This window comes from Nitrospirota bacterium, assembly GCA_030684575.1.
GTDB lineage: Bacteria > Nitrospirota > Nitrospiria > Nitrospirales > Nitrospiraceae > Palsa-1315.
The window spans coordinates 685904-699907 of record JAUXVD010000008.1 but is presented as its reverse complement, the minus strand read 5'-3'; the positions used below and the strand labels follow the sequence as shown (position 1 = coordinate 699907).

16 protein-coding genes are annotated in these 14004 nt (G+C 55.8%); 4 read left to right on the top strand and 12 right to left on the bottom strand.

Going from position 1 to position 14004, the window contains the following annotated elements; translation table 11 throughout:
* Positions 1-115: 115 nt before the first annotated feature.
* The gene (locus tag Q8N00_06510; protein MDP2382437.1) at positions 116-1387 is read left to right on the top strand and encodes a hypothetical protein; all 1272 of its coding nucleotides are present in this window, start codon (positions 116-118) and stop codon (positions 1385-1387) included.
* A 181-nt stretch (positions 1388-1568) separates the two neighbouring features.
* Positions 1569-1766 (top strand): ribbon-helix-helix protein, CopG family, encoded by a 198-nt coding sequence (locus Q8N00_06505; GenBank protein ID MDP2382436.1) that lies wholly within the window; start codon positions 1569-1571, stop codon positions 1764-1766.
* 50 nt (positions 1767-1816) lie between these two features.
* Here Q8N00_06505 and Q8N00_06500 read toward each other — a convergent pair whose 3' ends face one another.
* The 4 genes from Q8N00_06500 to Q8N00_06485 all read right to left on the bottom strand — a co-directional run bounded on the left by Q8N00_06500 (position 1817) and on the right by Q8N00_06485 (position 4735).
* On the bottom strand, positions 1817-2233 hold the full coding sequence (locus Q8N00_06500; GenBank protein ID MDP2382435.1) for a putative toxin-antitoxin system toxin component, PIN family: 417 nt from the start codon (positions 2231-2233) through the stop codon (positions 1817-1819).
* Positions 2217-2474 carry a hypothetical protein gene (locus tag Q8N00_06495; GenBank protein ID MDP2382434.1) on the bottom strand — a complete coding sequence of 86 codons (258 nt, stop codon included), beginning with the start codon at positions 2472-2474 and terminating at the stop codon, positions 2217-2219. Before Q8N00_06495 ends, Q8N00_06500 begins: the two co-directional genes overlap by 17 nt.
* A gap of 270 nt (positions 2475-2744) precedes the next feature.
* Positions 2745-4310 (bottom strand): HEXXH motif-containing putative peptide modification protein, encoded by a 1566-nt coding sequence (locus Q8N00_06490; GenBank protein ID MDP2382433.1) that lies wholly within the window; start codon positions 4308-4310, stop codon positions 2745-2747.
* 197 nt (positions 4311-4507) lie between these two features.
* The gene (locus Q8N00_06485) at positions 4508-4735 is read right to left on the bottom strand and encodes a hypothetical protein (protein ID MDP2382432.1); all 228 of its coding nucleotides are present in this window, start codon (positions 4733-4735) and stop codon (positions 4508-4510) included.
* 325 nt (positions 4736-5060) lie between these two features.
* Here Q8N00_06485 and Q8N00_06480 point away from each other — a divergent pair, with 325 nt between their 5' ends.
* Together Q8N00_06480 and Q8N00_06475 are read left to right on the top strand one after the other, a co-directional pair.
* Positions 5061-6509 carry an NFACT family protein gene (locus Q8N00_06480; GenBank protein ID MDP2382431.1) on the top strand — a complete coding sequence of 483 codons (1449 nt, stop codon included), beginning with the start codon at positions 5061-5063 and terminating at the stop codon, positions 6507-6509.
* Positions 6510-6620: 111 nt separating this feature from the next.
* Complete coding sequence (locus tag Q8N00_06475) at positions 6621-7136, top strand: response regulator (protein ID MDP2382430.1); 516 nt, start codon at positions 6621-6623, stop codon at positions 7134-7136.
* A 94-nt stretch (positions 7137-7230) separates the two neighbouring features.
* Here the strand turns inward: Q8N00_06475 and Q8N00_06470 are convergent, their stop codons facing one another.
* The 8 genes from Q8N00_06470 to Q8N00_06435 form a co-directional block, all read right to left on the bottom strand.
* Entirely contained in the window at positions 7231-7818 is a 588-nt protein-coding gene (locus Q8N00_06470; GenBank protein MDP2382429.1) for a 2OG-Fe(II) oxygenase family protein, read from the bottom strand.
* A 234-nt stretch (positions 7819-8052) separates the two neighbouring features.
* A complete protein-coding gene (locus Q8N00_06465; protein MDP2382428.1) occupies positions 8053-8388 on the bottom strand; it encodes an RNA-binding protein in 336 nt (111 codons plus the stop codon).
* Positions 8389-8646: 258 nt separating this feature from the next.
* A complete protein-coding gene (locus Q8N00_06460) occupies positions 8647-9438 on the bottom strand; it encodes an ABC transporter permease (protein ID MDP2382427.1) in 792 nt (263 codons plus the stop codon).
* 146 nt (positions 9439-9584) lie between these two features.
* Positions 9585-10313: an ABC transporter ATP-binding protein gene (locus tag Q8N00_06455; GenBank protein ID MDP2382426.1), complete on the bottom strand. Its 729-nt coding sequence runs from the start codon at positions 10311-10313 to the stop codon at positions 9585-9587.
* A 93-nt stretch (positions 10314-10406) separates the two neighbouring features.
* Entirely contained in the window at positions 10407-11117 is a 711-nt protein-coding gene (locus Q8N00_06450; protein ID MDP2382425.1) for a NapC/NirT family cytochrome c, read from the bottom strand.
* Entirely contained in the window at positions 11101-11625 is a 525-nt protein-coding gene (gene mobB / locus Q8N00_06445; protein MDP2382424.1) for a molybdopterin-guanine dinucleotide biosynthesis protein B, read from the bottom strand. Before mobB ends, Q8N00_06450 begins: the two co-directional genes overlap by 17 nt.
* 104 nt (positions 11626-11729) lie before the next feature.
* Entirely contained in the window at positions 11730-13028 is a 1299-nt protein-coding gene (locus Q8N00_06440; protein ID MDP2382423.1) for a molybdopterin molybdotransferase MoeA, read from the bottom strand.
* A 13-nt stretch (positions 13029-13041) separates the two neighbouring features.
* Positions 13042-13995: an Mrp/NBP35 family ATP-binding protein gene (locus Q8N00_06435; protein MDP2382422.1), complete on the bottom strand. Its 954-nt coding sequence runs from the start codon at positions 13993-13995 to the stop codon at positions 13042-13044.
* Positions 13996-14004 lie beyond the last annotated feature (9 nt).

The window sequence follows — 14004 nt, the reverse complement described above, 5'->3', positions numbered from 1 at the left end:
ACTTATAGCTCGCTAGCTCAACCCGATCAATCATGCGGCGGCATACTTATCAAACGTGGTAAAGCGGAGATAACTCTGATCCAACCTTCCCGGACATCCTGAAAGAGAAAAAACCATGCCACCATTTTCTTCACAGGCCCCACTTAACGATTGCCCCAGAACAACATCATTAAGGCATTTCAGCAGGTTCACTATCCTCGTGATACTCATCCTTAGCCAGACATTTCTAGCGCAAGCTGAAGAGTGCGCCAATAAGCTTGAAGGACTTCCTAGTGAAATTGTAAAACAACTCACCTTACAATCGGAGAGCGGCAGTCTACCATCTGATACAATGATCACTTTTAACTGCCAACTTAAGCCCTCCAAGCTCCTACTCTCTTTTTCAGAAGGCCGAAGCGCCGAGAATGGGATTTATCTCGTTGATCTTTCTGGCAAGACGAAGCCAAATAAGCTGACAAGGGGCAGTCACAGTCAAATCGATATGGTTAAAGACAAATCTGGGACCTCATACTTGCTCACACGTGCCTCAGCCATAACACACGGAACCTTGTGGCACGAGTATCACCTATTGAATCTAAAGACCCTCAACTCGAAAATTATTTACGAAGGTGAGGAGGATGGAGAATCAGGAGGATGCCACAGACACAAATTTCTCAATCTAAAAAAGGCTTCACTCCAACATAAGATTCAAGTCGCCGACGTCAACGCGGACGGCCATAGAGATATTATCCTCACAGCCCAAGAAGAGGATTGCCAGACACTACTTTTGAGCGCCATCACGAAAACACTTACCGCGACCAGGAAAGGGTTTTCTTCGACTACGAAGATTGCAAAACACACAGTGGCTCCATTGGCCAAGGCATATCGCGCAGCAGAGGATGCACTCTCAGAATCTAAATATGGCGAAGCAATTAATTTATTGGAGGCCGCTCAGGTACAGAAACTACTAACACAAAGTCCTTCCAGTATTGACTTGCCTATCTACCGGCACATTGAGATTCTTCGCACTTACGCGAGCACCTTACTCATATTGAATCGGGACAATTACGCCATACCCGTTCTTCAGCGGATCATAGAACTGAGTCCTACCGAAACACAAACATACTTAGACCTAGGAGATATATATTATTATAGGTTCAAGCAAACCATGAATATTCTCGACAAAGAGTCCGCTGTCAGATATTACCGCACACTCAATGGGCTGCTTGAAAAAGGCAACCGAGGCGAATTTCCGGATCACGCCAAATGCCTGCTTCTTGACGAAACCAAGCCATTGACCAAGACTGAACAGGAGAGTCTCGATCAGACCAAAGCATATCTTAAGTGCACTTCGCCTCTATCATCTCTGACAGAAGAAGAAAAAATGGGAAATAAGAAACGAGGCTAGCCGACGAAACGTTCTATCGTACCAACTCGGCTTTCTTGAGTCGTACCGGCCTGTAAGTCTGGCAAGCTTGCTGGAGTTCCTTCACATAGAGGCGGGCGGGTTCAAGGGTTTGCCCTCACAAGTTCTTTCACTTATACTGACCGCATTACGAGACGCAGCATCCTACTCAAAGGTGCCGATCATGGCAACGCTCACGATCTCCCTCTCAGATGAAGAAATGCGGCGGCTGGAAGAGTTGAGCAAACGCGAGGGCCTGACCGTGGAGCAGATTGTGAGGCTTAGCGTCTGCGACTTTATCGGCCAGCCAAATGACGTCTTCCATGCCGCGGCCAAGCGGGCACTAGAAAAGAACGCCGAGCTCTATCGCCGCCTCTCGTGAACCTCTCTCATTACTATTGCCCAGCCGCACTGGCCCATAGGTCTAGCGCGTTAGGGCAAGCTCGTCTTGACGAACAGGGCTGGCGAGATCACTGGCACGTCGGCGTAGTGCCTCCGTTCAAAGTCTCGATCGCCAGTGATGAGAAACTCCACGGGAGGACGCGTCGCAGCCAACGCCAGAAAGATCCGGTCGTTTTCATCACGAACAGGAATGTCGGTAGGGTCTGGCTCAATGATTTCGGCAAGCTCTCGGAATTCAGTTAAGAACTCCGTCGCCTCGACTCCGGCACGCTCGAACAACGTTCGAAGACGAGGCCGCATCAGCACCGCTTCGAGTTCAGCCAGCGTGGCTGGACTCATCACTGGTACTAAGAAGCCTTGCAGCAAGGCGTCTACAATTTTTCCGGGTGGACCCGTAGGTGAAATGAGGCCGGAGACAATGATGTTGGTATCAACGATGACCCGCACGTTTCCGTCGTACCGCCGCTACTTCGCGGGCTATCTTTGCTGGTGTGAGCGCCCCTGATTCTTTTGCAGCCTGTCTCAGGCGCTGAACCATGCGAGCCGCACGGCGTCGAGCCGTCCGTCGCCGTTCAGACTCGATGAGCAGCACATTCCCCTGCCGCTGGACAGAAACGAGTCCGGTCAACCCCCTCAACAGGGAAGAGGGAATCAATAATCCTTCTTTGGTCTGCCGCAGCTTACTCAAGATTACTGCCTCCGAGCATGCCTTTAAGAATAGCCGAGTTTCCTGTCAGACACAACCTGCGCGGCTTCCATAGCACAGGAAATCTATTGCGATGTACGAAAACCTCACTAGCCCACACGGGTGGCATAGTAGAGAACTGTTTTCGCGGGATGCTCAAAAAGGCCGTCCAGCAAGGCCGCAGGGAGTGGGGCGACTGAGGCGTACCCGGAGGGTACGTCGCAAGGAGACGCAGGACTGAGAACGCCGCTGGCGGACTTTTTCAGCATCCCGCTAGACCTCCCCCAGTCGCACTGGCCCGTAAGTTTCCCTGGCTTGTTGAAGCTCCTTTACATGCTTGCGGAGGGCTGGGCCGAACTTGGAGGTGAGGACGGCTTTTCTGTGTGGCTCGATGTTCTGCTCGACCTGCTCGATGGTTTCGGCCAACTGCTTGACCAGCTTCTTGCCTGAGCCGGTGAGCCACTTGAGATGCCAGCTGGCATATTCCAAATCATGGATCGAGTAGCGGACCGATTCCACTTCTTCGAGACAGCGAAACCTGGCTCGCAGCAGATCCTTCGGCGTGAGGCCTGCCCGCTTCCATCTTGTCGATCCACCCACCCCCGATGCCCAGGTTGAGAGCCGCTCGAAGAGCATCGCGCCCATCGTAAACGTGAAGGTTGCATGGAGAATACCCCTGAGCGGACGCAGGCTGCAGCGCCAAGGGGAATAAAATACTTGTTGATTGCGATCGCCATGAAACATGACGTATTTACGCAACAAGAGATTCAGGTGATGATGGCTGTTTTCATGGATCACATCGTCGATCAAGTCGAGGTTGTCCCGGTCGAAGCAGTTGATAAACGACAGGCCAGGCCTATGCCGATAGCTGAAACTCACAACGCCTTTGGCCTTGAGCGGCACGATTCGATCAGTTAACAGCGCAAGGACTTCATGCCCTTCCGGCCAGGCGGCTTGAATGACGGTCCAGGCCTGGTTGATGCGTTTCACTTGAGCCGCTGAGGTCGCCGCCACCGTCTTCGGCTGGCGGTCTTTCCCATAGACGAGCGTCGGCCCGACGGTGATGGACCCGGCTGGGGTCTCCATGGCCACGACCGGAGGGCGGTGCGTCCAACTCCATTCCAAACGATGGCCTTTCATCGTGCAGAGAGGTGTCACCATTCGGTCGATCTTGATGAACAGCTCCTGGGCTCGAATCAACAGCATGGCCTGGCCAGATGTTTTCTTGAGGGCTCGCTTCACCGAAGGGGGCGCTTCATAGGTCGTACCATCCATCCCCATGGCCATCGTGCCCAACCGTTCCGCCCGTTCGACGTTGTCGCCGAGCTGAACCTCTACGGCCCAGGACGGAATCTTCTGAGAGGCGCACCACAACATCGGAAGACCCGGCACGAGACCGAGCGATTCCTGTGTCAGCTCCTGCGTGAGGCGGGCGCACAATTTGGCGAGTCGCCGCTCAAGCCCTGAGGACTGAGAGAGCCCACGGGGAAAGAGCTCGTCCAAATAACTGTTCTCGAAAAACTTCTCTTGGCACTCGGTAAATAATTGCGCCGCAAACTCACGCGGGTGGGACTCCTCTCGAATTTGTTGCAGCAAATCGATGAAATACACCAGATCGTTCAACGCTTCAATCCAGCCGACGACTTTCCCTTGCGCATAGGCATCCCGCTCAAGCGCTCGACCAAGAAACCGAAAGTAGGCCACCGGCAAGGCCAACGATTTCGCCACGTCTGCATATTGATTTTCCAAATCCAGGCACAGATCGTTCAGGAGGCGCTTCATCGACAGGCGAAATTCTGCTTGCAGGCGAACCAGCAGGGACACATCAAGTAACGGCATGGGGGCACAGGCTCCGGGGTAAAGGAGCCAGACTGTACCGGAGGAACGAGCGCGCTGCAAGAATGGGCGGAATTTTGTTCGGCAGATAGGGAGGAAACAACAGACTCGATGAAATACCGGCGGAGCCAGAGCGGACACACCGACATGACGAAACAATGGTCGCGCTAATTGCGCCTGGCTGCGAGATGAATCCGCCGTTAGCCCGTCGCTTTCAGCGCGTGACGGAGCCGCGGCATGACCACTTCCGCTCCGAGCAAACGTGAGGCGCCCGCCTGCTGAATCATCCGATGCCGAAGAATGAGCGGATCGACGATGTTCCCGCAGGACACACAGCGCCATCCTTTCATCCACATCGGCATACTGCTTTCCTGCATGTCGATCAGGCTATCGACCACCATGAGACCGTCACATCTGGTGCACTGCATGAGACCCTCCTTGGCCAACTCACGCTCACCGCCACAATGCCCCTCGTACTCCCCATTCAAGCGTAGCAGGCCTGCACCCACCCGCTTGCATTCTACAGAGGCAATCGCAATGCCACGGCTGCCGCGCCTGCGGCTTGCGAGTTTTCGCGCTGAATCGTAGAGTGCGGACGAACAGCATCCGGTCTTAACCGCTCTGACATGTGACAATTTAGTCCCCTGTGGCAAGAATGACCTAGGCCCCAACGATGCTCCGACTGAAAACGTTCTCTCCTATATGTAATTCTATGCCGCCCTCTTGGAATAGGTCGGCGACAGGAAACGAACCGTGGCCTTGACGTCGACAGAAATTGCCAAGGTGGTGAGTGAGCTGGCTCCAGCCTTAGCTGGAGGGTGGATTCAAAAGATTTACCAGCCGACCGATCGGACGCTGGTGCTGGAAATTCGTGCGCCTGGACGGACGCATCGACTCCTCATCTCTTGCCACCCTGACAGCGCCCGTCTCCACTTCTCCACTGAAGCCTTTCAGAATCCACCGACGCCTCCCCCCTTCTGTCAATTTCTCCGTGCCCATCTCCAAGGCGCACGCATCGACGGAATCGAGCAGATCCCCGGTGACCGGATCGTTCAACTGGCATGGAGCGCTAAGGAAGGTCCCTGCACCCTGGTCGCCGAACTGACAGGAAAGACGGCGAATCTCCTCGTACTCGATGACGCAGGCCTCATCCGTCGAGACCTGAACGGGGTGAAGAACCTTGTGGGACAGGCCTATGCTCTACCTGCTCTCCCTCAAGGGGATCGGCAGGCAGCCGATCTCGACCGATTCAGCCAGGGCACCCAAAAATCGCCATTCCCCCTCTCGGCTGCCATCGACGCCCATTACCGCAAAGCCGAAGCAACCTCCGCCGTCGGGACCGTGCGACAGGCCCGGGCAGGGATACTTAAAAAATCCATCAAGAAACTCCGCCGCCGCATTGAGGCCTGGCACGAAGACCTCGCAAAAGCCGAGAAGTACAAGACGTACGACCGCTACGGCGAACTCCTCAAAGCGAACCTGGGTACGATCCGCAGGGGCCAGACCGACGTGAGCGTGGTGGATTATTTCGATGAGGCCCTCCCCAACCTGACGATCCCGCTGGACCAGACCAAAACTCCCCAGGGCAATATGGACGACTACTTCCGCAAACATCGAAAGCACCTGGCTGCACAGCGAGAGCTCCACCCGCGGATCACGGTGGGAGAACAAGAGCTGGAGGCGCTACAAGGAGAATTAACCGCCATCGAACAGGGAATCTGGCAGCCACCCGAGACCGCGCGCCCAACTATGCGAACCAGGACTCCTTCGCGGACTGGAGGGGCCAAAGGCAAGCAGGAACCGCGGCAGGGTCCGTTCCGGCGCTTCACCTCGTCAGACGGATTGGCGATCTATGTCGGGAAAAACGCCAGAGAGAACGACGAGCTGACGTTCGGCCTCGCCAAGAGCGACGACCTCTGGTTCCATGCTCGCGGCACCCCCGGTTCTCACGTCGTGGTGCGGCTGGAAAAAGGAAGCGATCCACCGCCCGAGACGATACGCGACGCAGCCACGCTGGCCCTGCTCTATAGCGATCTCAAGAAAAGCGGCAAAGGCGATGTGATCTATACCAGGCGCAAGTGGGTCAAGAAAGCGAAGGGCCAGGCGCCGGGCGCCGTGATCGTCACGCAGGAGAAATCCCTGCATGTGAGCCTGGAGAAGAAGCGGCTCGATGCGCTCAAGGCCCGATCTGCTCGAGAGTAGCCGCACCGCGAGAAACCCTGGCGGCCCCTTCTACGCTAGCGTTGTACAAACCGAATATTCTCTCGCCATGGGTTCGGACCAGCACTATGCTGTAGATAAGGGCAACCCACTATGTCAGAGCAGCCACCCATCGAGACGCTATCCGCATCCCCGACCATCCTGGTGGTCGATGACGACTTGGCTCTCACGAAACTCTGCAAGAGGATTCTGGAAGAGGCCGGCTTCACGGTCCTCCATGCCGACGGCAGTTCGGACGCGCTCAAACTCTGCACGCAGCACGAAGGGCCGATCGATCTGTTGCTCACAGACCTGGTCCTGCCTCCTCCGGGCTTTCAATTGGCTTCAAGCACCAATCAATTCCCCCACGTACATGGCCACGAACTGGCCGTCCGCGCAATCCGCATACGAAAAGGTCTGCGAGTCATCCTCATGTCCGGCAATGTCGAACAGGAACTGGCAGGCTATGGAATACGCCGGGAAACCCTCCCGTTTATTCCCAAGCCGTTTGAGCCCCAAACCCTGGTCTCACTTGTGAATCAAACGCTTCACGCACCGGCGCCTTTGATCGAAAGTCTGACGGAAAAACCTCCCGGACTTGCGCGGCCCTCTGACGAGTGGGTCGGCTAACCGTACTAGACAGATCCTCTCTCACCTCATGCATGAAAATGGGGGCTGCCATTGGAATATGGCAGCCCCCATTAATTTTCATATGTGGCGAAACCTACGGATGTTCCGTCATGAACCATCCGGCGATTGAAAGCCGCCGCTGATCGCCCGCGACTTGATCCACCCGGCATACTCGGTGGAAACGGGGAACCGTAAACATCACAAGCGAACCTGGACGAGGCTCGATACAATGAGCCACCTCAAGCTCCGGCTGATCGGAATCATGCGCCTTCCGATTCGCATAGATAATGAGTTCCCCGCCCCAATCCGACTTCCACTCGTCATGAAAATAGCTCACCAGGGCGATACGGCGCTTGGGTGCCGTCCCGCCCTGCATCTCATACCCTTGATCGGTATCGTCATGCGTCAGCAGGCAATCGCCAGCCGCGTAGGAGTAATAGCTAAATCCCACATGCCGGCCGGTGATATTCTGGAAGGACTCCATGTAGTCCTGAATGCAGGGCAACTGTAATCGCGAAAGCAAACGCTGACCCTGGGCCCTGGCGATTTCCGCCTTCGCCCAGTTTCCCGAATTCGGGAAATCTTCTCTGACCTTCGGCAGATCCGCCAAACTCTTCCAGGCCGCCTCATGCATGCCCTCACGGAAGAACTTCCGTTCGTCCGACGACCAAAAGTTTTCCACGACGAGAACGGGATTCTTGTGAAATGAAAATGACGATAAATCAGCTAACGATGTGGACCTTGGTATTGTTGCTCCCTGAAAAGACACCACATTCCTCCTGAACAACATGATCGGACAGCGTCCAGAGTCGCCATCATATCGCACATTGTCATTCGATTGACTCGTCAGCCAGGCTGAAAAAAAAGGGGCTGCTATCTCAACGATAACAGCCCCCAATGCGATTCGCGAGATAGATTAGTAGCGATCGCGCTTGCCGCCGCCGGCACCGCCTCGGCCACCACCACCGCCGCCACCAAATCCGCCGCCACCGCCCGTACGGGGCTCCTGGGGACGCGCTTCATTGACGGTTAAGGTCCGGCCACCCATTTCCGCACCGTTCAGTGCGGCAACGGCTGCCTGGGCTTCCCCATCAGAAGACATCTCGACGAAGCCGAAGCCTCGTGACTGTCCCGTAAACTTATCCGTAATGATCCGCGCTGACGCGACGGAACCATGCCGCCCGAACAGGTCACTCAACTCCTGCTCGGTCGCTGAATAGGGCAACCCACCGACGTAGATCTTTGAACCCATCTGGGGTTCCTCCTTTGAGTATGATGATATTGTCTTAGGCTCGAGGGACGGGGGAAGGAGCGGGCCAAAGACGCAAAGGACGTGGCGACTTAGGTCTGACTTCCGACGAGATTCTCGGGCAAGGCAACATCGATGCTGCAGGCCTGTTTCTTTCGCGCCACCTCACCGCCAGGCCCCTGCGAAAAGGTGGTCTAGGCTAGCACAGCCCTCATAAAAATGGCAATCCGCTCCCTTGCAGGATGCAACCCCATGGCCTTCTCACTCTCCAATACGTACCAGCAGGCCCCGTTCCCGGCACAGCTCGAACATCCAATGGAACCCCGCAATGACCAGACCGAGAAGCACCAGATTCAAGCCGGTTGCCCATGCGAGATGGGCGATCGGTGAGACGGAGGCATTCAGCACCGCGCGCATGCCTTCAAAGACATGGGCAGCCGGGTTCATCCAGGCAATGGCCTGCAGCCAACCTGGAAGCACCTCCATCGGATAGAACACGCAGGAGATGGGCTGGAACAGGAAGACCATGCTCCATGCTAAGACTTCCGCTTCCTGGCCGAACCGCATAATGAGGGCCGTGGTCAGCACCCCGATAATCCATCCTGTCATCACGAGGTTCAACACGAACGGAACGAGCCACATCCCGATCACAAAGATATTGTAGGAGTAGAACAAACCCGCACAGACGACCATGACCACAGACACCGCGACCACCTTTAAGATACTCATCACCATCGTCGCGGCCAGGAACTCGCTCGGCTTGAGCGGACTGGCAAACAAGTTCATGAGATTTCTCGACCAAATCTCTTCCAGAAACGAAATCGTAATCCCCTGCTGCGCGCGAAACAGCACATCCCAGAGGATCAAGGCTCCCAAAAAGAACGTGACCGCCCCAGGAATCTCTCCTTGGAACTTCATGAGATAGACCGTAATGAACCCCCAGATGACCAGGTCAAGAAACGGCCAATAGAAAATTTCCATCATGCGCGGCAAGCTGCGCCGATACAGGTACAAATACCTCGCCACCAACGCATGAATTCGATGGATCTTCATTTCATCCTCTTCCCCATCTCCACTCCAAATAGTTTGGCGCATCTCGCGGGCGGGCGGAAGCGTTCCCCACTGCGCGCATCGAACGATGCACTTTCTTATCGTGCGCGTTCTGCGAGCACAGGGAACGTCTCCGCCTGCCCGCGCTCCTACTCTTCCCGCGCCAACTTCACAAACACTTCTTCCAGATCCGCCTGTCCAAACCGCGCCACAATCTCCTGCGCCGTCCCCTCCGCCACAATTTTCCCCTTCTGGAGAAAGATGATCCGATCCGTCATCTCTTCCATCTCATGCATGTTGTGCGAGGTATAGAGCACACTCAGCCCGGACGATCGCCGCTCTTCCTTGAGAAAGCTTCGAATCTTTTGTGCGATATCGGGGTCGAGACTGGCAGTCGGTTCATCGAGGAACAGAATCTTCGGCTCTGTCAAAAAAGCCTTGGCGAGTCCAAGACGAGTGCTTTGACCGGAGGACAGCTTGCGCGTGACTTTATGGCGAACATCTTCCATCTCAAACCGCTTCACGATGCCATCGACCCGCTGTTGGATCTGAGACAGACCGTACAGCCGCGCGATCACCCAGAGGTTTTCCTCGACCGTCAGCGCCTGCGGCATGGAGACATAGGTCGAAGAAAAATTCACCTGCTGCAGAATAGCCTCCCGGTCGGTCGACAGGTCGAGGCCGAACACCTGAATGGAACCGGCCGTCGGCGTCACCAACCCCAGCAGCATCTGAATCGTGGTGGTTTTCCCCGCCCCATTCGGGCCTAACAACCCGAGGATCTCTCCCGGCTTGATGTCGAAGGAGATATCGTTGACGGCAACGAACTGGTCGAACTGTTTCACCAGATGTTCGACGTGCAAGACGGGTTTAGACATACATAATCAACGAATTAGCAGGATGTTCAAACAGTTCGTCCAGAAAGGCCGCAGCAATCCACCAGCCACCTCGCTCACTTTTTCAGCATCCTATCAGTTGAAGAGCAATGCGTTGGCGATCTTCTCGGGAAGATGGCAGGTTTCACATTTCCGGCTCACGACCTTCCCCTCATGCTCCGTCTTTCCATCGTGACATCGGAAACAGTCCGAGAGGGCCCTGGTTCGCAAATACGAACCTTCCGGATGGTCCGGAAGCCAGGGTTTGGCATCGGACGAGAAATGCCCGCGCGGCATGACAATCGGATACCCCTTGATCGGCTTTTCATGCACCACAGAAGAATGGCACGTCGTGCAGCCCTCCCCCTGCCCGCGCGTGGCAAAAGCGGCGAGATGTTTGCGGTGGTTCATGATCAGACCGACCTCGTTGACCGGCGGCGGCAAATCGCGCGGGGCCACCTCAGATACCCGCAGAATGCTTCGATGACAACCCAAACACACCGAAGACTCGACTTTCGCCTGCAAATTGTGCGGATCGGTCGGACTGCCGAACAAATAGATCGCGACATCCTTCGTCCCGGCCCAGGCCTTATCGCGAAGCCAGCCTTCGATGCCAGGTCGCACGTGGCAGGCGACACAGGTCACCTCTCGATGCGAGGATTTCGCCCAGCTCTCATAGGATGGCGCGATGGTATGGCAACTGGCACAGAAAGTCGGTTGGTTTGTGACAGGAATGGCTACAGTGCCGAGCGCGATGGCGCCGACGACAAGTACCAGCAGGATGGATGCTTTAGGCTTCCAGCTCATGCTCCAGAGGAGATTGCGATTTAGGAAATTGTTTCATGATCAACGCGGCCACGCCGACGACATCGTCCAGGCCGAATAACGGTACGGAAAGATCGATCTGGCGATCTGAGACCACTGCCAAGAGCCCGTCCGTAGACACAGGAATTTCACCGACTTGCTCACGGACGATGACGATCTTCGGATACCCTTCGTGTTTCCACCCTTCAGCGATAATCAGGTCATAGGTACAGTCAAGAAACCGATCCCGCACTTCCTCCACCGTCATCTGATCGGACACATCCGCAAACATCGCCATGCTGCCCTTGGAGAGCACCATCACGCTGCTGGCACCGGCGCGCTTATGGCGCCAGCTGTCTTTGCCTTCGGTATCGAGATCGAAGCCATGTCCGGCATGTTTCACCGTCGCGACTTTGTAACCGGCCCGAACCAATTCAGGAATCACGCGCTCGATCAGCGTGGTCTTTCCGCTGTTCGACCGACCGACAAATGAGACAATAGGTACGGCCATGGATATATCGTGCGGGTCAATCGTCAATAATCATGGGTCAACGGCGCGCTAACAGACATCTCGCCATCGGCTCGCGAGTGGTGACGATTGACCTCCTTTCTTTCTTAGCAACAGGACAGCTTGTGAGAGCCGGTCTGGGCATGCCCTGCATGGCTGGGCCAGGCTTCTCCGCCCAACAGTTGAACCGACACCAGATCGCCAGGACTGACTCGCTCTACCTCGACTGGGATATCGATCAAACAATTGGCCTTCACCATCGAGGTTAAAATTCCGGACCCCTGAGCGCCGGTCGTTCGGACCTTAAAGACGCCCTCTTCTTGCGTGAGCACTCCACGCAGAAAATGACGGCGATCCGTCCGCTTGGAAAATTTCTCCTGGAAGACCGCCTGCAGAACAGGCCGACCGTAGGTCAGGTGCCCGGTCATTTTGAGCATCGCCGGTCGCACCAGTTGCTCGAACGTCACCATGGAGGACACGGGGTTCCCCGGCAAGCCGAACGCCAACTTGCCCTGAATCTTGCCGAACGCAAGAGGCTGCCCAGGCCTGATCGCCAGCTTCCAGAAGTTCATTTCCGCGCCCAGTTCGTGGAAAACCGTCTTCGTGAAATCATAATCGCCCATCGATACGCCACCGGACAGCACCAGGATATCCGCCGTCAATCCATGTGAAATTTTTTCTTTGAGGGCGTCAGGCGTGTCTCTCGCGATCCCCAGCAGGAAGGGAATACCGCCCGCCTCTTGGACCGCAGCCGCAATCCCATAACTATTCGAGTTGATGATTTTTTCTTCACTGAACCGCTCATCCAAATCCGCCAACTCATCGCCGGTCGACAAAATCGCCACCCGGGGTCGTTGGTAGACGAAGACGAACGACTTGGCGAGGATCGCCAACATCCCTGCTTCACCGGGCCTGATCTGGGTCCCCTTGGCAATGATGCATTCACCCTTCTTCACGTCTTCGCCTTGCGGGCGAATGTTCGCGCCTTGTGCTTCCGGTTTGAAGACGCGAACGGAATCCGGTGTATGCTCCGTATCTTCAACCTTCAAGACAGTATCCGCTCCCTTCGGGATTGGAGCTCCAGTCATGATGCGAATTGCCTGCCCCGCACCGACAGTTTTTGACGGCATCTTGCCGGCCGGCACGTCCTCGATCACCGTAAGCGTGACTGTCTTCTGGATCGCATGTTCCTGCTTGATATCCTCCCACCGCACCGCGAACCCGTCCATCGCGCTATTGTTCCAGGGTGGATTATCCCGCTCCGCGACGATGTCCTCGCCAAGGACACGACCGAGGGCATCCAGGATCGAAATCTTCTCCAGGCCCAGCGTCGGCGTGGATGCCAGCACGATCCGTTGCGCCTCTTGCAGCTGCGTAAGCCCCTCTGTCGCGTCTGTAGCCTTCACGGTCTCTCCTTCATCAATGCGCCTGCCGAGGAGCGATCTTCATCAACGACCCGCTCTTCTTGCAGAACGCTTCGACCTTGTTGGCAATGTCGTGATAACACTCGGCTGTCGCGGAGTCTGAATTGAACATCGCAAACGGTTCACCGGCGTCGGATTGGATCACGACATCGGGATCGAGTGGAATGCGCCCGAGAAACGGCACGCCCATATCCGCTGCGGCAGCTTCCCCGCCGCCTTTACGGAAGACATCGATGTGGTTGTGACAATGGGGGCATTCCAACCCGCTCATGTTCTCGACAATCCCGATGATCGGCACTTCGCTGTCTTTGCAGAAGGTCACCGACTTGCGGGAGTCCAGTAAGGCCACTTCCTGCGGTGTCGTAATGATCACGGCCCCGCTGACATTGCCGAGCAAATCGATCGTCGTCACCGATTCATTGCCCGTCCCTGGGGGCAGGTCGACAAACAAAAAATTCAGATCCTGCCACTCGACGCCGCCTAAGAGCTGGTTGATGAACTCGTATTTGTACGCATCGCGCCAGATGATCGGATCGTCCGAATTCTGCAGCAAGAACGACATCGAAGCGATTTTCAGGTTATAGGCCTGAAAGGGAATGATCCCGCCAGAACTGCTGATCTTGAGCTTCTGTCCTTCGGCCCCCACCATCTTCGGGATGTTCGGTCCATGGATGTCCATATCGCAGATCCCGACATGCCATCCCTTGAGCGCAAGACTCACGGCGAGGTTGGTCGTGCAGGTGCTCTTCCCGACGCCACCCTTGTTGCTCATGACGAGCACTTTGTATTCGATGCGCTCCATCCGCTTGGCCACCAGCCAGCGACTGTGCCCTTCCTTGTCCTTCTGGCAGGTTTCATTTTCGTCGCAGATCGCACAGGCCCACATATAGATGCAGGCGTCGCTGTCGCCGGAACTAGGAGGTTGAATGACGTTCAATTCACGAGCCATGTATGTTCC